We start from the raw sequence: 25,374 nt of genomic DNA, 5'->3' as shown, positions 1-25,374 counted from the left end.
GAGATTTCTAATTCATATTTAGGGAATTAGCTTTCTTGGATTTAGAGATAATTAATAAACCTATAAAGACCAAAAAGCCATTGAGCATGAGCCGTTCGAAGCCGATTTTGTATCCCCCAAACCACGCTTCTGAGTTTTGGTTGAGGATGTAAGTCAAAATAGGAGCGGCTACGCATACCAAGGGTGCAAGTGTATCTTTGATGGGGCGCTTGGTGTAAAGCCCAAAGGCAAACAATCCCAACAAAGGCCCATATGTATAGCCGGCTATATCAAAAATGGCCGTAATTACTTCTTTGCTATTGAGGCGGTTGAAAAGCACAATGACAAAATAAAACAAAACCGAAAAGCCAATATGAACCCAGTGCTTAATGCGGGCGCGTTCGGCTTCAGGTTTGTTGGCAACGTTCATAAAGTCAATACAAAAAGAAGTCGTAAGAGCCGTAAGCGCCGAATCGGAGCTAGCATAAGTAGCAGCGGTGATTCCTATCAAGAAAGTAATAGCCACAATTAGGCCGGCAGTCCCTTCGTTGACCCCAAAATGATTGAGAGCAAGCATCGCATACAAATCGTCCGTTTTGGCAGGCAGGGCAATGTTTTTGCTATGGGCATAAAAATAAAGTAGTACCCCCAGACTCATAAACATCAGGTTCACAAAAGTGAGGGTAATCGTAAACCAAAACATATTCTTCTGGGCTTCTCCGATGTTTTTACAAGTAAGGTTTTTTTGCATTAAATCCTGATCCATACCCGTCATCGTAATCGCAATAAAAGCCCCTGACAAAAATTGCTTCCAAAAATATTTGTTGTCTTTTGGGTCATCAAAAAAGAAAATTTGGGAATATTCGCTATCCGAAATGGCACTAACCATGCCTCCAAAAGAATAGTTTAATTCTTTGGCTACCAAATAGATAGTAAGCGCTACGGCTGTTACTAAAAAGGTAGTTTGTAGCGTATCTGTGATGATGATTGTTTTGACGCCACCTTTGAAAGTATACACCCAAATCAAGGCAATCGTAATCAATACCGATATTTCGAAAGGAATACCCAGGCCATTGTACATCGCAAGCTGCAACACCTGAGCCGCTACATAGAGTCTTACGGCGGAGCCTAGGGTACGAGAGAGTAAAAAGAAGGCAGAGCCTGTCTTATATGACCAAAACCCAAAACGCTGTTCTAAATAAGTATAAATCGAGACAAGGTTGAGGCGATAATAAAGGGGCATGAGTACAGTACCAATAAATAGATACCCTAAAATATATCCCAATACGACTTGGAAATAAGAGAACTGAATTTTGCCTACGGCTCCCGGGACTGAAATAAAAGTAACACCAGAAAGGGAGGTCCCAATCATCGCAAACGCTACTAAATACCAAGGAGATTGCTTATTGGCCGTAAAAAACGTGTTAGTATCCGCTCCTCGTGAGGTATAAATAGAAACCGCAATCAAAACAGCAAAATAAATGACGAGAATTGTAAGGGCAATATAGGGGCTCATAAGCTAGAAAAATGGTTAAAAACATTTTGTGTTTTGCAAACCTATAACGTTTTTTGTAAATTTGTTACAAGTGTTTATAAACTATAATATAATCTTTACCCAATGCAACTGTTTGAAATGCCCGAGATAGACGTAGTAGAAGAAATCGAAGAGAGCGTGGTCGATACGGCTTTGTATAGTTTATTAGTATTCAATGACGATGTAAACACTTTCGACTGGGTCATTGAAACTTTGATGGATGTCTGCAATCATACGCCTGAACAAGCCGAACAATGTACCATCATTATTCACTATAAGGGGAAGTGCCGCGTAAAAAATGGCTCTTGGGAAGAACTTGTCCCAATGAGAGAAGAGATTTGTAGAAGGGGGATTTCGGCTGAAATTATTTCGTAACAGAAATAGTTTTATAAGTTCATAATATTGTCCAATAAGTCTTCTAGTTATATTTTTTGAAAAAAAGGCATAAACTTGGTAGGCAATTATCATAGCGATAATTGCTTTTTTGTATTTGTCACCATTCTAGCCCTTTTTAACATGAAAAATAAACTCAAAGAGGAACTACTCCATACTGCTCTTGTGCTAAACCTAGAGTCAGGGCTACAGGTCGAATTTGTGAGTGTGACTTCCAAAACGACGTTTTCGGTGGAGGCCAATGAGGTTGTATTGTGGGATTCATTAGCGCCGATGAAGGTATTTCAAAGCTCCTTGGAATATCAAATAAAAACGCAATTTCTGTCTTTTGGAAGTGAGTCTTTCGAAATAGAACCTGTGAAGAAGGTAGGAGTAGGGCAGTTACTCAAAATATCGTTTAGTACAGAATGGCTGGAGAGGAATGATGTAGCGCATTATCTGCATCCTCTGAGAAACTCCCCCTATGATTTTCCAGTTTTTCCCTCTTTTTTTCATTCACTTCAGCATCATACCTCTTTGTTTAAAGCGGGGAGTTATGTGCCCACTACCAATAGTCTACTGCTCAAAAGTCTATTGTTCAATTATTTAGATAGTTTTTGGGAGATTCTCAAAAATACATCATCATTAGAAAATGACTCACTAAAAATGGATTGGATTGTCCAAAACTACATGAGTGAATTTGGAAAGCCAATTCCTACGATTGCGGAGTTGAGCCAAGAGTTGGGTATGAGTGAAAGCAAGTTTAAATATCTGTTTAAGGAACACTTTGGGATGCCATTTTATCAATTTTATCAGCAGCGCCGTATGCAGCAGGCTAGTCAATGGCTGAAGTCAGGAAAATGGAATGTAGCTGAAGTAGCTCAGCGGCTAGGCTATGCCAATTCGGTGAAATTTATTACCCAATTTAAGAAGAGTTTTGGACAGACCCCATTACGCTACAAAAAAAATAAAACGCGAGGTTAGGGTTTTACGTGGAGTATAAAGTGAATGAAATTAGTTATAGGTGTTTGAAACTTTTACTCCTTTTTTTTGAAATCCCGCCATTTATATACTGATATTATCACCAAAGAAAACTCTACGATTACGAGTGCTTTTCGCGAAGCAATTTGTATTTTTGTGAGAGAATTTTGTGTAGTTGTCGCTTGAGTTATCTATGAATTTCCCTTCTAAACTTATTGAAGAAGCTGTTGGTGAGGTCTCTAAATTGCCTGGGATTGGTAAGAAAAGTGCTTTACGAATTGTTTTACATTTGCTAAAACGTACTGAAAAAGAAACCCATTCGCTTGCAGATGCTTTAGTGGCGGTTCGGACTCAGACGCACTATTGTAAAAAGTGCCACAATATCTCCGATGGAGAGCTTTGTAGTATTTGTCTTAGCCCCAAAAGAGATCAATCTGTCATATGTGTAGTGCAAGATAGCCGAGATGTATTGGCTATCGAAAATACCGGCCAATACAACGGCCTCTATCATGTTTTGGGAGGAATTATCTCGCCCCTTGAAGGAATAGGGCCAAGTGATTTGAAAATAGAATCGCTCTTAGAACGACTAACTCACGCCCCCGAAATACACGAGATTATTTTGGCATTAAGCCCCACTATGGAAGGCGATACTACTTCTTTTTATCTGCAAAAAAAACTCAAACCTCTTTCTCTAAAGATTTCGACCATTGCCCGTGGAATTCCGATTGGAGGCGACCTCGAATACACGGATGAAATAACGCTCGGTCGCAGCATAGTGAGCCGTATTAATTATGATTAATTGGCTGACAATATCAATTTTAGCCACCTACTGACTCCAACCACAGGATAGTACCGGATAAAAAAATTGCCTTTATGTCAGTAGAATGTGCCGGTTGGTCTCTTCTTCATCACATAAACTCTATAGAGACTCGCCAAAGTATCAGATGAAAAACTTTGCTCATTACACCGTTGAGGACTTCGCCGCTGAGCCGCTGTTTATTCAGTGGGTACAACAGCCCGACGATGTGGAGCTGAGTAATTTTTGGCAAGTGTGGCTTACCCATCACCCCTACAAATCCCACGAAATTGCTGAAGCTCGTACATTGGTAGGGCAAGTGTCGGATAGCTACAGTGGACTATCGTCTGGCGAAATGCGTACTTTGTGGAAACGCGTGCTAGAATCGGTCAATACTATTCCTGAAATAGACCCTCTCGACCAAGAAGTAAAACCTTTGGCTTCTGCCTTCTACTTGGTTCGTTGGCTTACTGCTTTGATTGTGGGGCTTATATTGGTAGGGTTTATTGTTTGGAAACTCTATTAAATCATATCTTTTGGAGAATCCAAAAACAATTTTTGGGAAAGAAAGGTTATAGTGGTATTTGAAAAATACTAAAAAATGCTTTAAAAGTTAAAGGCTTTTTGGTCACTAAAATGACAATAAAACTTCAAATTAGTCAATTATAAATTTTAAAATTCATACTTCGGGAACGTTCCCGATAACGATTGCATAAAATATTTTTAACTAACCTTTGTGAAATTTGCCGATTAGGTCTAAACTCGAATGAATATTAACCTGTGATTTTTAGTAATTGAACCCAAAATAGTTACATTTTAACTTCACTTAATTTATCTAAATTTTCTTAACATCATGCAGAAAATCTCTACTTTGTGTAGTGTGTGGGCTGCAACTGTGATGCTTGGGGCATCATCAGTAATGGCATATACGCCGCCCACCAATGGAAGTGGTAGTAGAAATACTACTGTCGTTAGTATTGATAAAACAGTCAGCGGAAAAGTCATTTCTTCAGAAGACAGTTCGCCTTTACCAGGCGTGAGTGTGGTAGTTAAAGGTACTACTACGGGTACCAATACCGACGGAGACGGCAGTTTTAAACTAACCGTAAAAGACAATAAAGCTGTTTTAGTATTTTCAGCGGTTGGTTTTGAAAAAAAAGAAATAGTAGTTGGCGAAAGTAGTGTTTTTAATATTACCCTTTCAACTGACCAAAAAACCCTGAATGAGGTAGTAGTAGTAGGGTATGGTACACAGAAGAAAAGCCAAATGACAGGGGCTATCTCACAGGTAACTGCCAAGCAAATCACAGAGATGCCTTTAACTAACCTCGGGCAAGCGTTACAAGGTCGTGCAGCGGGTGTTGACGTTTCACAATCAGGGTCTAAGCCAGGTGCAGCCCCACGAATTTTGATTCGTGGTCGCCGGTCATTCAATGCTGGAAATGATCCCCTGTATGTTGTTGATGGAATACCACTGTCAGCGGGTTATGAAGATGTTAACCCTAACGATATTCAGTCTATTGAAGTTTTGAAAGACGCTACGGCAACGGCCATTTATGGAGCCAGAGGAGCAAACGGAGTTGTTTTAGTAACCACCAAAAGAGGGGCAAACAAAGGAAAAACAACGGTTACGATTGATACTTATGCGGGTACTTCTAAGGCTTACAGTAAATTGGAATTGTTTTCTGGAGAGGAATTTGCGGAATACGTAAGAGAAGCTTACAGAGCTACCGGCTTATATAGAGACGCCGCTGGTAATCCTGTTCCAACGGGAGTTGCAGATGCAGCAGCAGATGCTAAAGTGGCGGTTTTAGGAGGCGATCCTAATGTTGCGGCTGGTATCGCAGCTGGTAGAAATACTCAGTATCAGGATTTAATCCTTAGAACGGGAGTAATGCAAAACCATACTATTGGTATTCAAGGAGGAAATGACCGAACTTCATTTTATATCTCAGGTGGGTTTTTCCAAGACAAGGGTATTACAAAACTCTTGGATTTTACTCGTAATTCGCTTCGTGCAAATATTGACCACCAAGTAAACAGAAGATTGAAAGTGGGTATATCAAGTTATATGATGTATTCAATCAGAAATGGTGAAAACTTGAACCCTTATGGAAATACATTGAATGCAAACCCACTTGGTACGCCTTATAATCCAGACGGAAGTTTGCTATTCGAACCTACAAACGATGCCCTTCTGTCTAACCCTCTATCTGAAGTAGAGCCAGGGGTGAATGTAGATAATACTAAGCGGTATCGAATCTTTAATTCAATTTATGCAGAAGTTAAAATCCTTGATGGCTTAACTTATCGTTTGAATTTAGGCCCTGACTTCACTATATCACGTTGGGGGCGTTTTATTGGTTCAGAAACAAATGCTCGTCGTCGTGGTGATGCCCAAGCATTCAACGAAAATCGTTTTGGGTTTAACTTCACGATGGAAAACATCGTGAACTACAACAAAACCGTCGGAAAACATACCTTTAACGTGACGGCGGTACAATCTATCCAAAAGGATAATTTTGAAAGATACAGAAGTGAAGTTCAAGGAATACCCGCTCAGGCACAGGCATTTTATAGCTTAAACTCTGCCACCTCCGTATTGGGAGTTCAATCTTCGCTTACCGAATGGACGATTTCTTCATTGATGGGGCGGGTAAACTACTCATTTGATGACAAATATCTGTTAACAGCAACACTCCGTCGTGATGGTTCGAGCCGTTTCGGTGAAAATACCAAATATGGTAATTTCCCTGGTTTTGCGTTGGGTTGGAATATTAGCAATGAGACTTTCTTGAAAGGTGTTTCATGGATTGATTTGTTAAAACTCCGTGCAGGTTGGGGACAAGTAGGTAACCAAGGGGTGGCTCCGTACCAAACTCAAGGATTATTGTCACGAACTACTTATGCTTTTGGTGCCACAGGAGCATTTGGATTTAGACCAGGTACCATTAGCAACCCAGATTTAAGATGGGAGTCTACTGCAACTGCTAACGTGGGATTAGATTTCTCTGTTTTCCGTGGGCGTATACAGGGTTCATTAGAGTTTTATGAAACAAACACCAAAAGCCTTCTCCTAAACGATTTCTTACCTGGTTCTGTTGGGTTTAACTTCTTCAGTAACAACGTAGGTCATACCAGAAATTCAGGTATTGAGTTAGGAGTTACTACGGTAAACGTGAATACAAAAAATGGCTTTAAGTGGACAACTGACTTCCAATTTACACGCAACAGAGAGGAAATCGTTGAATTGTACAATGGTAAAGTGGATGACTTAGGCAACAGATGGTTTATTGGCTATCCATTGAATACTTATTTTGATTTCAAAAAAGCAGGAATTTGGCAAACTAGTGAGGCTGACTTAGCTAAATCGTATGGTTCGGAAGTTGGACAAATCAAAGTGCAGGACACTGACGGTGACGGTAGAATTACCGCAGCTGACAGGGTAATCATTGGAAATGACGTACCAAAATGGTCGGGTGGTCTTACCAACAGATTTGAGTTTAAAGGGTTTGACTTGAGTTTCTTCTTGTTTGGTCGTTTCGGTAACACTATTTTGTCTGGATTCCACAGAAACCAATTACAACTTGCTGGCCGTTATCAACAAATCAAAGTGGACTATTGGACGCCTAATAATCCTACCAATGAGTTCCCTCGTCCAAAAAGCAACCAAGAGTTTCCAGTGTATAACTCAACACTCTTTTACTACGACGGGACTTTTGTTAAGCTGAGAAATATCAACTTCGGATATACATTTAGCAATGCGATTGCCAAGAAAATCGGTGCTGAGTCGTTGCGGTTGTATGCCTCAATCCAACAACCTAAAATATGGTCTTCTTATTTGACCAAATACAACGGTGTAGATCCAGAAGCAGCTATCACTGGTTCGCCAACGGGTACAACTGAGGTAAATAGTGGAGTTACTCCTTCTACTACAGTAACTACATTTGGTTTGAATGTTAAATTTTAAAAGCATTAATTATCATGAACATCAATAAAATAAAAGTATTTGTATTGGGTAGTATGCTACTCATCAGTACTTCTTGCCAAGATTTACTCAAAGAAGAGGTGATTTCAAACATCGGAAACGATTACATAAACACTGCTAAAGGGTTTGAAGATGCCACAAAGGCGGCTTATTCATCGCTCAGGACGTTTTATGGTACTCAATTAGGCTTGACATTCACGGAGTACGGAACCGATATTTACGCCACGGGGGCTGATGGTGGATACAAGGGTTTTCATTTTTATGATAACCAAATTCAACCAACCGTAGATTACTTGGCTATCTTGTGGGATGAAATGTATAGAGGTATAAATACCTGTAATGCCGTAATCGAAAGAGCTGCGTCTGTAAATGGAGTTTCTGATGCAACCAAAAAATTGAGAGTGGCTGAGGCCAAGTTTTTAAGAGCGCACTATTATTACATTTTACACGAACAGTTTGGCCCGCTTGATTTGAGATTAACTGAGACGTTGGCTCCTACCAAAGAATCCAAAAGAAATAGCTCCGCAGAAGTCTATGCTCAAATAATCAAAGACTGTAATGAAGCCATTGCTGATTTAGAAAATAAGGCACATTCCAATGATTATGGTAGGGCTACAAGAGCTTCGGCAGAGGCACTCTTAGCTAAGGTATATTTGGCTAAAGCTTATGGACCAAATAAAGCGGCAGACGATTTTCAAAAAGCCGCTGATTTGTGTACAGGCCTCATTACAAAGTATGGTTTTAAATTATTGGATGATTTTGCCGCTGTTCACGACGAAAACAATCAACAAAATTCAGAAGTGGTTTTTGCAGTACAATACACTACCGACATGATTACCAACGCTACCAATGTAGGTGGAGAAGGTGGCGGTGGTAACAACCTTCACTTGTTCTTTGGTATGCAGTATGATACCCAAGCAGGTATGGTGAGAGATGTATTCAATGGTCGTCCATTTAAAAGATTAAGACCAACCGCTTTTTGCTTGAACAATATTTTTGGTGAAAGAGTAAATGATTCTCGTTACAAAAAAACCTTTAAAGATACTTGGTTGTGCAATAGCCCTGGTACTTTCAATACGTCATTCGATAACTCAAAGGCAAAAGTTACTTTTGCCGCTGGAGATACGACCATTTTCATTCCGGGTTTTGAAATGAGTGTAGCGGAAAGAGCGAAAAGAAAATATCAGGTATTGGTTCCAAGTAGATACGATGAGGCGCTCTTCCCAACGTTGCAGAAGTTTTTTGACACCAAACGTTCGGATAGAACTGAGCCAAGAGGGTCAAGAGATTATTTTGTATGGCGATTAGCGGATATTCATCTTATGCGTGCTGAGGCATTGTTCCAGTTAGGTAAAAAAGCCGAAGCAGTTGCCGATATAAATGTGGTAAGACAAAGAGCGGGTTGGCCAGGTAAAAAAGACGCCATGAAAATCACTGAGGCTGAATTGACTTTTGATTTTATTGTAGATGAGCGCGCTCGTGAATTGGCGGGAGAGCAAACTCGTTGGTTAGATTTGAAACGTTGGGGGATTTTGGTAGATAGAGTTAAAAAATATAATCCACAAGCTCAGGCTGTGGCAGAGAAACACTATCTGCGTCCGATTCCACAAACACAAATCGACCGTAGTGCCAAAAACGCGGAAGGTACCTCTGTATTTGCCCAAAATCCAGGGTATTAATAAATTACATACTCACAACAAAGTAAAAGGGGAGCATTTGCTCCCCTTTTACTTTGTTGTGAGTATGTCAACGACGGTTGTCTTCGCCACCTACCATACTCAAGTAGCTTTCAAATCGACTTATAGCGATTTCGCCAGCTTCTACAGCCGCTTTTACGGCGCATTTAGGCTCGTCGATATGAAGGCAATTATGAAACTTACACTCATTTAACAAATCCCTCATTTCAGGAAAATAGTGACTTATCTCTGCTTTATCAATATTTGATAGACCTAGTTCTTTAATACCGGGCGAGTCTATGATAAATGTGTCGGCACTCAGCTCAAACATCTCCGCAAAGGTGGTGGTATGAACCCCCTTGTTGGCAAAGGTAGAGACTTCATTGGTGCGTAGATTGAGATGCGGAGCAATAGCATTGACAAGGGTCGATTTGCCAACACCCGAATGCCCTGATAAAACAGAAATCTTTCCAGATAGAAGTTCTTCAAACCTTTCCACTCCTTCGCCTGTTACGCTCGACGTAGTAAAACAAGTATAGCCAAGTCCTTGATAAAGCTCAATTAATTGATTTTGATAGGCTTTGGTTTCATCATCAAACAAGTCTTGCTTGTTAAAAATCACCGCACTCGGAATTCGAAATGATTCGGCTACTACCAACAGGCGGTCAATAAACCCTAACGATGTACGTGGAAACGTAAGAGTAGCTACAATAATGGCTTGGTCAACATTGGCAGCAAGTAAGTGTGAATGAGCTGACTTTTGGACCGACTGACGAGCAATGTAATTGGTACGAGGCTCAATGTCGTTGATGATGCCTGTTTGTAAAGACTCATCTTCAATTTCCCAAAAAACACGATCACCCACAGCGACCGGGTTTGTTACTTTTAAGTCCTGAAACTTAAATTTTCCCCGTAGCCGACAGCGCCAAACATTTGTTTCCTCATCACGGACGTCATACCACGAGCCTGTTGAACGAATGACTAATCCTTTCAACGAATTAGCGTTTATTTCTTCGGTTCGTTTGGCAATAGCGGCCGCGCTTTTGGTCTGAAATTTGACGGGAGGTGCTTTTATTTTACCTGATTTTTTCAAATTGATAAATTTATTATGAGGTTTTTTTACCTTTTAATTTTGAATAGAGTGGGATTGTTTAAAGTTCCATTAAATTTATTAGCCTAGGGTCAGGAGTAAATTTGTGGAATTGGCTATATTCTTTCGCTCCACCAAACCATTCTAAAACATATCCCCGTTCTAGTTTTGTGACGCGATCGTCAAGAAAAGAATGATAAGATGTATAATGCCAATCATTCAAATCTTTACAAAATCCATGATGTACTGGATTGTAGTGAATGTAATGAATGAGTTTTGTAAAGTAGTTTTCGTTTTTTACTTGTTTTCTCTTGATAAAATCTAAAAACAAAGCTCTTTTTCGATCAAACATCCGATTGAAGGCCTGGGCATAACCATTACAAAAATTCTGAAATTGCTGCATAACAAAATCGTGAAAATCGAATTCATTATGGTTGATTACTAGCGGTTTGTAGTCAGGGTGTTTGTTGAGCTTTCGTTGATGATAATGTTCAATGATTGTATTTTTATCCTTGATTCTAATTAGAAGATGAAAATGATTTGGCATTAAACAATAGGCATAAAACTGATAAACTGCTTCTGTGTGCTTGGCGAGTTGTTGTAGAAAATAATGGTAATTCGTATCCGTTACAAATAAATTATTGTTATGTACTGCATGATTGAACACATGATAACATCGATTGGGTTCAAAACTATCAAGATATTTCCCCATGTTATTGTGGTAAACTTAACCTTAATAAGGTTCAAAAACCTTATTAAGGCTAGTAAATTACAATCGTCTAAAAATCGCTTCGATATCTGCAATCGTTACTTTCTCTTTCCAGTCATATCCTACCGCATGATTCCACATATGGTCGAGTTTGTACGACACATGCGCCATAGCCGTGATTTGCTCATCCGTCCAGTGTTTAGATAATCCTTGGGGAAGTGTGATATTGTGTTGGGCAACCATTTGTTTAAATTCGGCTACTCCTTCGGGGTAGTAGTCTTCCAAATGATTGAACGCGATACAGTTGGAGTAGCAGTGGCGCATTCCCAAAATCTTAGAAAGTCCGTAGCTAATGGCGTGACAAATCCCTACTTCTGAGTATGTTAAGCTCAAACCACCCATCAACGACGCCACCATCAATTTATCATCGTTTTCAGCAGTTTGTCCACTGTTTTCGCCTAAATAAATCTCCCGACAGAGCTTCATGGATTGCTCAGCGTAGGCATGAGAATAAGCATTGTTAAACTGTCCATTTTCTGACTCGATGCAGTGGATGTAGGTATCCATTCCGACATAAAACCACCAGTCGCGCGGAACGGTCGCAATCAACTCAGGGTCGAGTACTACTTGGTTGAAAACCGTCCATTCACATTTTAAGCCTAATTTTTTCTCAGGGCCAGTCAATACGGCTGTCATTGAAACTTCGGCGCCTGTTCCAGAGATAGTTGGAACGCCCACGTGGTAAATGCCAGGTTTTTTGATAAGGTTTAGACCTTGGTACAAAGTAGAAGAGCCTTCGTTGGTGACCATCAACGACACGCATTTAGCAATGTCCATGATAGCGCCACCCCCGATACCAATAATTCCTGAAGGTAAGCCTTTGGTGGCCAAAATCTCATCGCGTAGGGTGTCGATTTGCTCCGTTGTTGGCTCGTGCGGGTCAACATCAATAAAATAAACTGTATCTTCCGCTTGAACAGGTAATCGACTTTCCAGTTCTTTGCCTTTAAAATAATTGTCAACAATAAACACCATGTAGCCATTGTTTTCGCTACGGTGTGGGGCAATGATTTCGCCCAATTGTCCAAAACTTCCCCGCCCGAAGACGGTTTTTTCGATTCCTTTGAAATTCTTATGCATGAATCTGTACGTCTAAAAGAAAAATTTAAAGCGTTACTTAGGTTGATTGTATTTGGCTGCTAAATCATCCAATGCGGTAATAATTTGAATTTTTAGCGGATTTTCAGACTTGAAAATTAGCGACGCCGAATAGCTAAAGCCGTCAGCCTCGCGAAAACCTTGGTCAATTTTCATAAAACCTCGGCCTTCAAAATTGAGATAAACAAACCACCCATCAAATTTGCGCTTACGAGCTTTGCCTTTTCCGCCGCTATCGTCGCATACATAAATGGCAATGTTTTGTTCCTTCTTGAAAAAATCCTCGGCGATGGCAGCAATAGTGTATAAAATCTGCTCGTCAGGCGGAATTGGTCCCTCAGGTTTTTCGATTCGGGCAATGACTAGTTCATAGACATTATCGGCAATGACAGGAGCAGCGTCAAGAACGTAAAAGCTGGGTTTGAAACGTATTGCATAGCGAACTTCATATCTTGTTTTAAAAAGATAAAAATGTTCATCAGGAAAAAACTCAAATAAGTATGCTTCCATCGCTATTATTGAGTTTTTTTCTCTAGTCTTTCAAAAATTTCTCGAATTCTTGGGTTTTTTTTATACGCCTCTTGCATTTCTTTCTGGGTTTGACGCTTGCTTTCCATTAGCCAACGCCCCAAACTTTTGGGTTGTTCCGTAAGTTTTTGTTCGGTTGTTTTCATGTGCTTACTTGTTTTAAATGTTGAACAAAAATTTTAAAGCAGTTCACCTATCATCAGAACCAAGCCTATTAGCACGTATAAGCCGCCATCGCCTTACGAATAGCCTTTTCTAGGTTGTTTGCGAGGGTTTCAAGTTCGGTTTGAGTCCAAGTGACACGTACACCAAACGAAATGAGACGACCGATTACTTCCTGCGACTTTGGCAAATCAAGGTTGGCATAATCTTGCGGAGCACCCAATACTTGAACCGCTAATTTACTCGCCGTACGCGTTTCTTTGAGGTGATCCCATTGATTAATGAAATGGTACATATTCGTAAACCAGTAGTTGAACCCACCCACCCCTGTGGCGTTCAGTTCGGCTACAACTGCCTGTGCGCTTTCGGTATCGGGGAGTAACAAATTCAAAAACGTAGCAGAGTCTCCGTCGGCATCAGGAAGGCGAGCAAACGAAACCCCAGGCACGTTGGCTAGACGGTTCATCAACCACTTTTTATGCTCGTTGTTTTTCTCTACTAAGTACGGTACGCGGCGCGTTTGGGCCAAACCTACAGCGGCATGAAGTTCCGAAATACGATAGTTGAACCCGATGATTGGGTGTTGTTCCATGCCACGGTTGCTTCCGATATGGTCGTGGCCGTGATCGGCATAGCTATCGGCAAATTTGTAGGCTTGCTCGTCGTTTGTTACAAATACTCCTCCTTCACCAGCGGTTGCAATCTTAAAAAAGTCGTATGAATAGGCACCTGTTTTGCCCCAAAGACCAGTGAAAGTTCCTTTGTAGCTAGCGCCCATGGCCTGTCCTGCGTCTTCAACCAAGATGAGGTTATGCTCGTTGACAACCTCCATAATGGCATCCATATCAGCCATTTGGCCGCACATGTGCACTAGACAAACTCCTTTGGTTTTAGGAGTAATGGCTTTACGAATTCCTTCCGCAGAGAGGCAAAGTGTTTCGTCGATTTCGGCAAAAACTGGCAAGGCACCAATCATCAAAACGGCCTCTACAGAAGCGATATAGGTAAATGGAGGAACGATGACTTCGTCACCAGTGCCAATTCCAGCGGCAACAAGAGCCGTCTGAATAGCCGTCGAACCACTCGAAACAGCGTGGGCATATTTAGCTCCTACCACTTTACATACTTCCGCTTCCATTTCGCGGGCTTTCCAGATATTATTACGTTGTGCTTCGTGGTTATAACGAAAGAAAATTCCTGTTTCCAGTACATCGTTGATTTCTTTGCGCTCATCGGCGCCATATAGTTCAGTTCCTGGCATGTTTTATTGTATTGACAGTTTATAGTTGACAGTATGTATACGTATTAGAACTTGCCACCAACGACAAGTTCTTTAGAACCACAAAGTTAGTGATTTTAATGCGTAGCCAAATAACTTTTTGCTCTATAAACGGAAGGCAACATTAGTTTTAACAGGGTGGTAATTGACGGGCGCATCTGTCAGAAAAACAAAATACAAGGCGTATTTTCCCTTCCAAAAGTGTTTTTTAGGAAGTATAATCTCAAATTGAGGAAAGTCTAAGTGATGACGGTCATTTTCCAGTTCCATGTCTAGTATCATGGTCTGGTCGTTGTTGGGATTAGTAAATTCGTTGTGACTGCAATCCAATGGGCTGTCATCGTTATGAATAAATAAATATTTAAGGCCAATTTTCTTGAGTTGAGCTGCTGCATCAACAGGAGATAGAAATGTACAACGCAGGTTAATGTTTTTGTTTGTTACATAGGCTCTATCTACCCGTAGTTTTATATGGGGTAATAATGGGCGATTGAGACTATCATAATAACTCTTGGGATGGATGGGCTCTGTAATAGGGTAGTCATAAAAACGATTTTGAGCCAAGCGATGCAAAATACTAACTTCAACGCAGGTATATCCCGAATCGTTGAGATGATAGTTTTCCATTTTGGTCAATAGCTTGAGTTTTGTCCCTTCTGGGTCGCGTAGTTTGAGTGTCACATATTTGAGATTGAGTAAAATACTTAAGATACAAAAACCAATGAGCGCATAGTTTTGACTGCGGGGTGAATCTTTTAAAAAATCATAGACAATCACAATAGCGCAAGCCGACATAAGCATTGAATAAATCGAATAACGTTCGGACAGAGCCGTATTAAATCCATGCTCGTAGCGCGTCAAGCTAGTCAGAAATGTCATAGCAATGCCATAGGTAAAACATAGGAAAATGAAGGGATTGCGTAGGTAATAGCGCCGATAAATGATGTACCCAAATAACCCTAAGAAAACAATCCCAGTAATTTTAGCCAATCGTGGTGAAAAAGCAATACTTCCCGCAAAGGCTATTAAAAAGCGTGCTGCTTTGGGGATTTGTTCAAAGAGTTTTTCAGTGGTAGGATGTCGGTATATTTTCTCATAATTCCAGAAATAACCCGTAAAAATGATAAGCCCATAAATGGCCCAAATGGCGAGTAATTGATAGCGACGCTGAAAAAAGAAGATGCAACCCATCAGCCCAAAGCTGACAAAGCCTCCACCATTAGAAAAAATGGCTAGGAAAGCAAACAAGAAGGCATAGAAATCAAAGGCTGGCTTGGTGTTTTTGAGGGCGAAATGTAGCGAAGCTAGCCCAAAAGCCACAGAAAATAAATTGGCATTTTGCATCGCAGCTAGTGTATTAGAAGCGGGGCAAATGATGATGAAGGCAATGGGAAGAAAGAGCCAAGAATCTGGGGAGATATTTTTATAAAATAGCCAAGCAATCAATAAAAGAGAGAGGTTGCCGACGATAATCCACCACCGTAAATCAATGTAACCACTGATATTGTATTGAAGCAACGCTACCAGCCGAGTTACCAAAATACGGTGTTCGTTGTGTTGGGAAAACAAAAGTTGAACCTTATTCCACCAAGTAGGAGCTGTTTGGAGCTGATTAAAAATCTCCATAGTGTAAATGTCGTCACCAGTAGGGAGATTAATAAGATTGGGGTAAATGGCAATTATAAATAAACCTATGGGAATCAGACTAAATAAAAGTCTGTACTTTTTTAAGAAAGATAACATAGAAATTAATCAAAACAAACAACCTGTCTGAGAGCTTTGTGGAATTTTAGGCGAGTAAAAACAAGGGATTAGGGAAGAGTATAACCTTTTACTTTGAGTTGCTTGGCGTTTAGATACAATACATTAACGTCGAGTTTAATAGGAGAAAAAGGTGTATCTGTTGAGTCGGTTTTGACAGCCACTATGGCATCTACTACGTCCATGCCTTTAAATACTTGCCCAAATACGGTAAATTTATCATCCAGTCTCGCCAAGCCATTTTTGTTTTGAACAATATAAAACTGACATCCTGCCGAGAGCATTTCGGGGTTGTTGTCGCGCCCTGCGCCTACGGCTCCGTATATGTGGCGGATGTTTTTACGGAATTCGGGTTTTAGCAAATAAGGCGAATCCGAAAATCCGGCAGGAGTATCGGGGCATCCTCCTTGTGCCACAAAATTGTTGATAACGCGATTGAAGGTCAGCGTATCCCAATAGTTTTGCTTAGCTAGCTTGATGAAGCTAGCTTTGTGATTGGGGGTTTCGTCGTAGAGCCAAAAGAGAATCTCGCCCATGTTGGTTTTGATTTGACCTACCGCATAGGTTTTTTCTTTGTAGTTTGAGCTAACAAGTACAGCAGCAAGGGCGAGCAATAAAAGAGTTTTATACATAGTTATTTTTGACAATGTAAGGTTGTCAAAAATAATAAAAACATATTTAAATCAAAATACCTTATTCTTCTTCACCTGCATCTTTGGTAAGCTCTGCTTGAAGGGTTTGGGCACCACTAAGCACGATAGGGGCGTTAGGTTTTGACGAAAAAATGACTTCTACAAATCCTTCTTGCGAAACTCCCGCTTTTACTTCTATAGGCTGGTAAATGCCCTGTGGTGTCTTGATAAAAACGTGGGCCGTTTCGCCAGTACGTACCAAGGCCATATCGGGTACTGTCTCTGCTTGGCGGGGCGAAGATTCCAGTTTGGCATTGAGGTATTGACCAGAGATAACACGCACCCCTTGGAGAGTAGCATACACATCTACGGTACGGCTTGTAGGGTCAAAGTAATTGCTGATGGAAGTAATCGTTCCTGAACCACCCTGAAACACTATTTTTTGACCTATCTTGATTTGGGGAAAGTCTTTTTCGAATACTTTCAATACAAGGCGAGCATTGACTTGATTGGCTATTTCAAAAAGTGCTTCTCCTGCCCCGACCGATGCTCCTATGCTAACTTTGGTTAGTTTTACGGTACCATTTATCGGAGAACGTAAGGCAATACTGCGGACGATTTGGTTGGTTTTGAGGCTATTTGGGTCAAGGCCAATAAGCTGTAGCTTGGCTTCTAAACCTTGTTTGCTTGCTTCCAATACCCGTACTTCTGATTCGGCTTGTTGGAGTTTTCGTTTGGTACCTACATCTTCTTGATTTAGGGTGGTTTGGCGTTGGCGTTCTTGTTCGGCAAATATAAGTTGTCCTACTGTTTTCCAGTAATCTTCCTGCAATTGAATAAGTTCGAGGCTCTCAATGGTAGCAAGGTTACTACCTTTTGAGACTTGACTTCCTGCTAATACATGAATGCTACGGACAGTTCCCGTCAACGGGAAACTCACGGAGGCGGTTTGCTGAGGGGGAACTTCGACTACTCCATTGAGTACGATAGCATCATATACCGTACGGATTTGAGAATTTCCTAATGTAATCCCAAAACTTTTTTCTTGCTCAGGCGTAAGACGAAGTTCTGAACTATTGGCAGAGGGTTCTTCAGTTTGGGTAGCATCGGGTTTGGTACAGCTTAGTCCCAAAATGCAAATGAAGAAAGATAAGAACGTATTTTTGGCGCTTGCCCAAATCATTTTAGGAGAGGATATGAATTGTGAGGAAATTTTCATGGTATTTTTTATTAAATCATTTCTTAAGTTGAATCATACTTTTAGGAGAGGATTTACTCTATTCCGAGCCATTTTTCCAGTTCAATGAGCTTTTGGGTAAAACGAAGCTGTTCGGCTAAGTACCCTTCACGGATTTGCCATGCTTGCCGGGTATTCTGAAAAAACTCAATGTATTCAATGTCTCCTAGTCGAAATTGTTTGTAGGCGGTTTGTATCAGCAAATCAGCTTGTGGCAAAGCCGATTGTTCATAATATTGGAGGGTGTTTTGAATTTGATTGAGTACTTGGCGTAGCACTTTGACTTGTGTCTCTGTCTGAAACGTGACTACTTTGAGTTGATTTTGAGCAGCTTGCTCATTGAGACGAGCGGCTTCTATGCGTGCTTTTTGAGGTTTGGTGTAGAGGGGAATGCCAATACCCCCCGACACATAACTAAACCCTAATCTTCCCTCGATGGATTGGTTGGCTACTCCCACGCGCCAATCGGGCTTGAGTTGTGCGCGTTCGAGGTCGATATAGTTATGGCTTAGCTGACTTTCAGCTTCGGCCAAGGCCACATAAAGATTATTTCCTTCCACTGCCGACGGAGCGCGTTGCAAACTCAAAGTGGTGTCTATTTGTAAAGGTTCATTTGAGTAAACCCACGCTTGTAGAGTAAGGTAGGAAGTTTGGAGTTCTTGTTTCAAAATGACTTCCCGATTTTGGACTTCTCGTAGATTGGTAAGAGACGCGACTTTTTCTAATTGGCTTCCTTCGCCTGTTTGGTATCTTACATTCGTAGCTTCTACGGCTTTTTGATAAAGACTATCTTGCGCCTGTAAAAGATGTTGGAGACGATACAAATACAGAAGTTGATAGTATTGTTGTTTGATGTTGAAAATAAGTTCGTTACGCTGAAGTTGTTGCTGTTTTTTTACAACATTTACTTGTTGATTCAAAACTTTTTCACGGCTTCGATACACCCCAAAAGGTTCAAAACTCTGAACCGCATTGAGTGTATAATCAAAGGGACGTGCTTGAACTTGCCCTGCAAGTAAATCCGTAGAGAGTTTAGGAATAGCCCAAGCGGAGCCTACGAGGGCTTGTTGCGATTCTACATTGAGTTGGGAGGTTTTGAGTGAGAGGTTTTGCTGAGTAGCGCGTTCAATCACTTGGTTGAGCGAAAGGGCTGGGGATGTTTGGGCGTTGGCGATTCCTATTGTTACCAACAATACAACTGCCGTAAGTCCTACTTTGGGGGTGGAGCTGTCTTTTTTTACCGAAAACAAGGCATATAATACAGGCAGTACTACCAACGTAAGCAAAGTAGCCGACAAAATACCCCCAATCACTACCGTGGCCAACGGACGTTGCACTTCGGCTCCGCCTGAGTTGGAAATAGCCATCGGCAAGAAGCCCAACGATGCTACGGTAGCAGTAATAAGCACGGGCCGAAATCGTACTTCTACGGTTTTGATGATTCGATCATATACATCGCTAATACCTTGCTTTTCTAAATCATTTAGATAACTTATCAATACAATTCCATTCAATACCGCCACGCCAAACAAAGCAATAAATCCTACGCCTGCCGAGATACTAAAGGGCATATCGCGCAGCCAAAGGGCAAAAATGCCCCCAATAGCCGACATTGGTACGGCCGTGAAAATAAGCAACGACTCTTTGAGGGAATGAAAGGTAAAATACAGTAAAGCAAAAATTAGAAATAAGGCCAGAGGTACCGCAAAACTAAGGCGTTCTTTGGCACGCTGTAGGTTTTCGAATGCGCCACCGTAAGTATAAAAATAACCCGATGGTAAAGCTACTTTTTTCTCAATTTGAAGTTTTACATCCTTGACTACGCTTTCAACATCCCGGTTCAGTACACCTATGCCAATGGTGATACGGCGGCGGGTTTCCTCGTGCGAAATCTGCGCCGGTGCTTTACGAAAATCCACCAAAGCTACTTCTGACAAAGGCACCGTTCCGCCGGAGGGGAGGGGTACGAGCAATTGCCGTACGTTTTCGATGTCTTGCCGATGAAGCGAATCTAAGCGTACCACGAGATCGAAACGACGTTCTTCTTCATACACTGTACCCGTGGTCTCGCCCGCAAAACCCGCTCTGATGAGTCGATTAAGGTCAGCAATGTTAAGGCCGTATTGGGCGATTTTGGCGCGGTTGTATGCGATACTGATTTGCGGCAAACCTACGATTTGCTCCACACGCACACTCGCAACTCCTTCCACTTTTTCGATGATTTTGGCGGCGGCATTGGCGCGTTCGTATAGCACTTCCAAATCATTGCCAAACAATTTGACGACCACATCCGAGCGCACTCCCGTAATCATCTCATTGAAACGCATCTGAATAGGCTGAGTCATTTCGACGCTAGTACCCGGAAGCTCTTTGGCCAATACATCTGCCATCTTTTCGGACATTTCTTGGCGATTCTTCGCATTTTTCCATTCCGAAATATCTTTCATGTTTATCATCTGATCTACCATTTCGATGGGCATGGGGTCGGTGGGGATTTCAGAAGCACCCACCCGTCCTACAATCTGCTGGATTTCGGGAAAGTGTTTTTTCAAAATTTGGTGGGCTTTATTGGCCGCATGGATGGTTTCGGTGAGTGAAGTACCTGAAGCGGTGCGGAAGTCAATGGCAAGGTCTCCTTCGTCGAGCGTAGGAACAAACTCCCCACCGAGCTGAGAAAATACCAAAAGGGCGACGGCAAAAAGGGCAGCAGTGATGCCCAAGGTGGCTTTTTTCCAGCGGAGTGCCCAACGAATCATGGGCTCGTAGCGACGATAAAGCCATTGAAGTACTCGCTCCGAAAAAGTCCAATGTTTGTGTAGGTTTCGACCCATTACCAACGACGACATCATTGGTACGTAAGTCAATGACAAAATAAAAGCACCTAAAATGGCAAAACCCACCGTCAGCGCCATAGGCTTAAACATCTTGCCTTCGATGCCTACGAGCGATAAAATAGGTAAATACACCATCAAAATGATGATTTCGCCAAAAGCTGCTGACGTACGAATGCGTTTGGAGGTTTCGTACACCATATTGTCACGTTCGGCGGGGTCATCTACATTATTTTGTTTGTTTTCTTCGTACCATACCTGAAAACGGTGTACAATGGCTTCTACAATAATCACCGCCCCATCCACAATCACCCCAAAATCAATGGCTCCTAACGACATCAGATTGGCAGATATGTCGAAGGTATTCATCATTCCGATGGTAAACAGCATCGCTAGCGGAATCACCGAAGCCGCTACTAAACCCGCCCTCAAACTTCCCATGAGCATTACCAATACTACAATCACAATAAGCCCACCCAGAAGTAGATTTTCTGTAACGGTAGAAATAGTCTTGTTGATAAGTTTGGTACGTTCGATAAAAGGCACAATCTCAATGCCTTCGGGTAGGGTTTTTTGAATACGCGCTACCCGCTCTTTTACTGCATTGACAGTATTGGCCGAGTTGGCACCTTTGAGCATGAGCACTATCCCGCCTACGGCCTCGCCTTCCCCATTTCTGACGAGTGCCCCAAACCGATTGGCATGGCCAAAGCTCACAGAAGCAACATCGCGTACCAATAATGGAATTCCGTTGTTATTTTTAACCACAATTTGCTCAATATCGCTGAGGCTTTTCACTACACCTTCGCCTCTGATAAATTGAGCCTGCCCGACCCGCTCAATATAACTGCCACCTGTATTGGCGTTGTTGTTTTGAAGCGCGGCATAAAGTTCTGGTAGTGTGGTATTGTGAGCGCGAAGACGTTCGGGGTCGACACTGACCTCGTATTGTTTGACAAATCCGCCAAAACTACTGATTTCAATAACTCCTTCTATCCCAACCAATTGTCGTTTTACAATCCAATCCTGAATCGTCCTTAGCTCAGTAAGGTCATAGCGGTCATGAAAGCCTTCTTTGGTGGCAAGCGTATATTGATAGATTTCGCCGAGACCTGTAGTAAGAGGAGCAATCATCGGTTTGCCAAACTCCGCAGGGATTTCGGCTTCTACCATTTTGAGTTGCTCGGCCACCCATTGTTTTCCTCGTATGATGTCAATATCATCCTTAAAAACAATCGTCACTACCGAAAGCCCTAACTTAGAAACGGAGCGAATTTCGGTTACATCCGGGATATTGGCCAGAGATAGCTCAATAGGGGTGGTCACAAATTGCTCTACTTCTTGTGCCGCTAAAGTAGGTGTAAGGGTGAGGATTTGTACTTGATTGGTGGTAATGTCGGGCACGGCATCTACCGGCAAACGCGATAACGAATAACCGCCCCAAATGATGAGCGTAAGTATCGCCAACCCAATAATGAGTTTGTTTTTGATACTATAATGAATCAACGAATCAATCATGATTGATTTTAGTAATAAGTAAAATGAAAAAAGGAGAAATATCAATAAGAAGATGCCGCTGAAAGAAGCATCAGATGGGCACAATTATCCCATGAAGAAAAAGAGACTAAGCTCGGGGTGGGCAAATAAGCGCCTTGAAAGAGAGAAAGGCGTAAGAATTAAGCCACTGAAAGTTGGCTTCTTTAGAAAAGAAAACGGGAATATTACTTTCAAAAGATAAGATAGCAATAGGAAGTACACAAAGTCCCGCCATGCCATTAGCATCCATGCTAGGAAGATGATGTTTGGTTTGTTTGGTATGTGTGGAGTCGGCAGAGTAATGCATCCACAAAAACTCCCAAAAACTGAGCGGCGCAGGGGTTTCTTGCTTGTGCTCTTTGAAGTGGGCCCATACTTCTGGAGAGTGCAGGAGGTCGGTCGCCGTCCGAGGAAGGAGACTTTGCACCAGCACGATACACGCCAAACAGTATGCCACCAAAACTTTCATGGAAGAATGAAGTTATCAATCAAAAATACATTGAATGATACCAACAATCCACACAATTGGTTCGGCTTTGCCAAAATTTAGAATTAGAATAGATAATGGTTGGTATAACTGATTGAAATATAGATGCTTACTTTTTTTATTTTAAAAGGATGATACCTATCATTTGAAATTGTAGTCTTAGAGATGTTACTTTGTAAGTGTTTTATTTAAACTCAATCTAAATAGATTGGGCGTTCTAGTAGAAATTATTGTTGAAAGATACTAGAATAATAAACCTATCGAGAAGAAATACCTAATAACTTATGAAAACCATTGCTGATTTGAAGATAGGAGAGAGGGCTTTTGTGAAAGAATTTCAACAGGTGGATTTGTCGTTGAAATTACTTGAGATGGGATGTTTGCCGGGAAGTGAAGTAATGCTTGATTTTATTGCTCCCTTGGGCGACCCTCTTGGTATTCAGGTAAATGGCTATTGTTTGGCCATGCGCAAAGAAGAAGCAGCAACGGTTTTGGTAGAAGAAAGCATCTGACTATTTTGAAAAAGACACCTATCATTGCCCTTATTGGAAATCCCAATAGTGGCAAATCTTCGTTATTTAATCAGCTTACTGGCTTACGCCAAAAAGTAGGTAATTTCCCAAGTGTAACGGTCGAGAAAAAATCGGGGCCGTTGATGTTGGAAGGGCAAACCGAAGCGACGGTGGTTGACCTACCTGGGCTATATAGCCTTTATCCTAAAGCACTTGATGAGCGGGTGGTGATTGATATTTTGGCTAATCCCCATCATGAAGATTATCCTGATGTAGTGGTAGTAGTAGCCGATGCATCAAACCTCAAGCGGAACTTGCTGCTTTTTACGCAGGTAGCTGACCTTGGACTACCTGTGGTGTTGGCGTTGAATATGCTTGACGTAGCAGAAGACAAAAACCTGCAAATCAATGCCGTAAAGCTGGCAATGAAGCTAGGCGTGGCAGTGGTTCGTATCAATGCTCGGGTCGGCGAAGGGCTTGATAATCTCAAAAAGGCTATTGTCCAAACCTTAGAAAAACCCAAGAATCTTCAGAAATATTATTTTGATCCCGCAGAACAGTTTCCGGGCTTGATAGATGAAGTAAAAAAAGGCAGCCAATTGTCAAACAATTATTTGGCGCTTCATTATGTACAGCAACATGATATTTTTTCATTTTTATCACCCGAAAAACGCGTCGGATTCGACAAATTGATAGAGAAGCATGATTTCAAAGAGAGTGGCTTTCAAGCCGCCGAAACCATGCACCGCTATGCTGTGATTGATGGATTGGTAAAAGAGTCGGTAAAAACGACCGACAATTTTCTGGTAAAACCCCTATGGACCCAAAGATTAGACAATATATTGCTACATCCATTTTGGGGATACGCCGTCTTTTTTTTGGTGTTGTTAACGATTTTTCAAGCCGTATTTACGCTGGCTTCGTATCCCATGGATATGATTGATGCAGGAATAGCCTCCTTCAATGATTGGCTTAAAGAAACCTTACCACCGGGTTTAGTTACTGATTTGCTTACGGACGGCTTGGTGGCGGGAATTGGAGGCGTCGTGATTTTTATTCCTCAAATCGCCTTTTTGTTTTTGTTGGTAGCTCTTTTAGAAGAGTCGGGTTATATGGCGAGGGTGATGGTGATTATGGATAAACTCATGAGGCGTTTTGGGTTGAATGGCAAAAGTGTTGTGCCGCTGATTTCGGGTGTGGCGTGTGCGGTTCCGGCCATTATGTCGGCCCGAAGTATCGGTAATCGTAAAGAGCGTTTGCTTACCATTTTGGTCACGCCTTTGATGAGCTGTTCGGCGCGTTTACCTATTTTTACCATTTTGATAGCCTTGGTCGTACCTGCTACGCCAGTTTTGGGCTTTTTTACGCTACAAGGTCTTACATTGATGGGTTTGTATTTGTTGGGGTTGTTGAGTGCTTTATTGTCGGCTTGGGTCATAAAAGGCTGGGTTGCCAATACCGAGAAAGGGTATTTTGTGATGGAAATGCCTACTTATAAAGTACCACGTTGGTATCATGTAGGCTTGGCAGTGTGGGATAGTGTCAAGTCTTTTGTGACAGAGGCCGGAAAAATCATCGTAGCTATTTCGATTATCTTGTGGGTATTGGCTACTTATGGCCCGGGCGATAGCATTGAAAAAGCTGAAGAGCAGGTAAAACAAGAAAAACCAATGCTACAAGGAACGGAATTGGACAATGCGATTGCGGCTCAAAAACTTGAAAATTCGTATGCGGGGCATTTTGGGAAATTTATCGAACCCGCCATAGCTCCTCTTGGATATGACTGGAAAATAGGCATTGCGCTACTGGCTTCTTTTGCCGCACGCGAGGTGTTTGTGGGGACGATGAGTACTATTTATAGCATTGGGAGCGAGGCCGATGAAGACAACGGCACCATCAAAGCCCGAATGCGGGCCGAGATTAATCCCAAAACAGGTAAGCCGATGTACACTCCTGCTTTGGCTTTTTCGCTGTTGATTTTTTACGTATTTGCCATGATGTGCATGAGTACGATTGCTACGGTATATCGCGAAACGCATGGCTGGAAATGGCCCCTCATTCAGTTGGCTTACATGACAGTTTTAGCCTATGGATTAGCATTTTTGACGTATCAACTACTGAGGTAA

The 25,374-nt window shown here is 41.7% G+C and carries 20 protein-coding genes; 8 read left to right on the top strand and 12 right to left on the bottom strand.

Annotation, left to right across the window (positions count from 1 at the left end; translation table 11 throughout):
- Positions 1-7: 7 nt before the first annotated feature.
- On the bottom strand, positions 8-1,495 hold the full coding sequence (locus tag G563_RS0120095) for a sodium:solute symporter (protein ID WP_028666882.1): 1,488 nt from the start codon (positions 1,493-1,495) through the stop codon (positions 8-10).
- A gap of 102 nt (positions 1,496-1,597) precedes the next feature.
- On the opposite strand from G563_RS0120095, the gene G563_RS0120090 reads away from it, so the two are divergent.
- From G563_RS0120090 to G563_RS0120065, 6 genes are all read left to right on the top strand, one after another.
- The gene (locus tag G563_RS0120090) at positions 1,598-1,888 is read left to right on the top strand and encodes an ATP-dependent Clp protease adaptor ClpS (protein ID WP_028666881.1); all 291 of its coding nucleotides are present in this window, start codon (positions 1,598-1,600) and stop codon (positions 1,886-1,888) included.
- A 141-nt stretch (positions 1,889-2,029) separates the two neighbouring features.
- Positions 2,030-2,869: a helix-turn-helix domain-containing protein gene (locus G563_RS0120085; protein WP_157585497.1), complete on the top strand. Its 840-nt coding sequence runs from the start codon at positions 2,030-2,032 to the stop codon at positions 2,867-2,869.
- 190 nt (positions 2,870-3,059) lie between these two features.
- Positions 3,060-3,665, top strand: coding sequence for a recombination mediator RecR (gene recR / locus G563_RS0120080; protein ID WP_028666879.1), 606 nt, complete (start codon positions 3,060-3,062; stop codon positions 3,663-3,665).
- A gap of 145 nt (positions 3,666-3,810) precedes the next feature.
- On the top strand, positions 3,811-4,188 hold the full coding sequence (locus G563_RS0120075; protein ID WP_028666878.1) for a hypothetical protein: 378 nt from the start codon (positions 3,811-3,813) through the stop codon (positions 4,186-4,188).
- A gap of 327 nt (positions 4,189-4,515) precedes the next feature.
- Positions 4,516-7,632 carry a SusC/RagA family TonB-linked outer membrane protein gene (locus G563_RS0120070; protein WP_037327576.1) on the top strand — a complete coding sequence of 1,039 codons (3,117 nt, stop codon included), beginning with the start codon at positions 4,516-4,518 and terminating at the stop codon, positions 7,630-7,632.
- Between the two features lie 14 nt (positions 7,633-7,646).
- A complete protein-coding gene (locus tag G563_RS0120065; protein WP_211235295.1) occupies positions 7,647-9,329 on the top strand; it encodes a RagB/SusD family nutrient uptake outer membrane protein in 1,683 nt (560 codons plus the stop codon).
- Between the two features lie 67 nt (positions 9,330-9,396).
- Here the strand turns inward: G563_RS0120065 and rsgA are convergent, their stop codons facing one another.
- The 11 genes from rsgA to G563_RS0120010 all read right to left on the bottom strand — a co-directional run bounded on the left by rsgA (position 9,397) and on the right by G563_RS0120010 (position 22,718).
- Positions 9,397-10,320 carry a ribosome small subunit-dependent GTPase A gene (gene rsgA, locus G563_RS0120060; RefSeq protein ID WP_037327703.1) on the bottom strand — a complete coding sequence of 308 codons (924 nt, stop codon included), beginning with the start codon at positions 10,318-10,320 and terminating at the stop codon, positions 9,397-9,399.
- Positions 10,321-10,477: 157 nt separating this feature from the next.
- Positions 10,478-11,128: a hypothetical protein gene (locus G563_RS35390; RefSeq protein ID WP_051211092.1), complete on the bottom strand. Its 651-nt coding sequence runs from the start codon at positions 11,126-11,128 to the stop codon at positions 10,478-10,480.
- 57 nt (positions 11,129-11,185) lie between these two features.
- The gene (locus G563_RS0120050; protein ID WP_028666874.1) at positions 11,186-12,265 is read right to left on the bottom strand and encodes an iron-containing alcohol dehydrogenase family protein; all 1,080 of its coding nucleotides are present in this window, start codon (positions 12,263-12,265) and stop codon (positions 11,186-11,188) included.
- Positions 12,266-12,298: 33 nt separating this feature from the next.
- Positions 12,299-12,793: a DUF6169 family protein gene (locus tag G563_RS35385; RefSeq protein ID WP_051211091.1), complete on the bottom strand. Its 495-nt coding sequence runs from the start codon at positions 12,791-12,793 to the stop codon at positions 12,299-12,301.
- A gap of 5 nt (positions 12,794-12,798) precedes the next feature.
- The gene (locus G563_RS38190; RefSeq protein ID WP_157585495.1) at positions 12,799-12,957 is read right to left on the bottom strand and encodes a hypothetical protein; all 159 of its coding nucleotides are present in this window, start codon (positions 12,955-12,957) and stop codon (positions 12,799-12,801) included.
- A gap of 68 nt (positions 12,958-13,025) precedes the next feature.
- A complete protein-coding gene (locus G563_RS0120035; RefSeq protein WP_028666873.1) occupies positions 13,026-14,234 on the bottom strand; it encodes a DegT/DnrJ/EryC1/StrS family aminotransferase in 1,209 nt (402 codons plus the stop codon).
- Between the two features lie 123 nt (positions 14,235-14,357).
- Positions 14,358-15,878, bottom strand: coding sequence for an LTA synthase family protein (locus tag G563_RS0120030; RefSeq protein WP_037327573.1), 1,521 nt, complete (start codon positions 15,876-15,878; stop codon positions 14,358-14,360).
- A 185-nt stretch (positions 15,879-16,063) separates the two neighbouring features.
- The gene (locus G563_RS0120025; protein WP_028666871.1) at positions 16,064-16,645 is read right to left on the bottom strand and encodes a peptidylprolyl isomerase; all 582 of its coding nucleotides are present in this window, start codon (positions 16,643-16,645) and stop codon (positions 16,064-16,066) included.
- A gap of 61 nt (positions 16,646-16,706) precedes the next feature.
- Positions 16,707-17,864: an efflux RND transporter periplasmic adaptor subunit gene (locus G563_RS0120020; RefSeq protein WP_084650922.1), complete on the bottom strand. Its 1,158-nt coding sequence runs from the start codon at positions 17,862-17,864 to the stop codon at positions 16,707-16,709.
- A gap of 53 nt (positions 17,865-17,917) precedes the next feature.
- Positions 17,918-22,231 (bottom strand): CusA/CzcA family heavy metal efflux RND transporter, encoded by a 4,314-nt coding sequence (locus tag G563_RS0120015; protein WP_028666869.1) that lies wholly within the window; start codon positions 22,229-22,231, stop codon positions 17,918-17,920.
- 106 nt (positions 22,232-22,337) lie between these two features.
- On the bottom strand, positions 22,338-22,718 hold the full coding sequence (locus G563_RS0120010) for a hypothetical protein (protein ID WP_028666868.1): 381 nt from the start codon (positions 22,716-22,718) through the stop codon (positions 22,338-22,340).
- A 302-nt stretch (positions 22,719-23,020) separates the two neighbouring features.
- On the opposite strand from G563_RS0120010, the gene G563_RS0120005 reads away from it, so the two are divergent.
- Entirely contained in the window at positions 23,021-23,248 is a 228-nt protein-coding gene (locus G563_RS0120005; protein WP_028666867.1) for a FeoA family protein, read from the top strand.
- 5 nt (positions 23,249-23,253) lie between these two features.
- Positions 23,254-25,374 carry a ferrous iron transport protein B gene (gene feoB, locus G563_RS0120000; RefSeq protein ID WP_028666866.1) on the top strand — a complete coding sequence of 707 codons (2,121 nt, stop codon included), beginning with the start codon at positions 23,254-23,256 and terminating at the stop codon, positions 25,372-25,374.

This window comes from Runella zeae DSM 19591 (genome assembly GCF_000423565.1).
GTDB classification, from domain to species: Bacteria; Bacteroidota; Bacteroidia; order Cytophagales; family Spirosomataceae; genus Runella; species Runella zeae.
The sequence above is the reverse complement of the archived record's forward strand: the minus strand, read 5'-3'. Positions and strand labels throughout refer to the sequence as shown.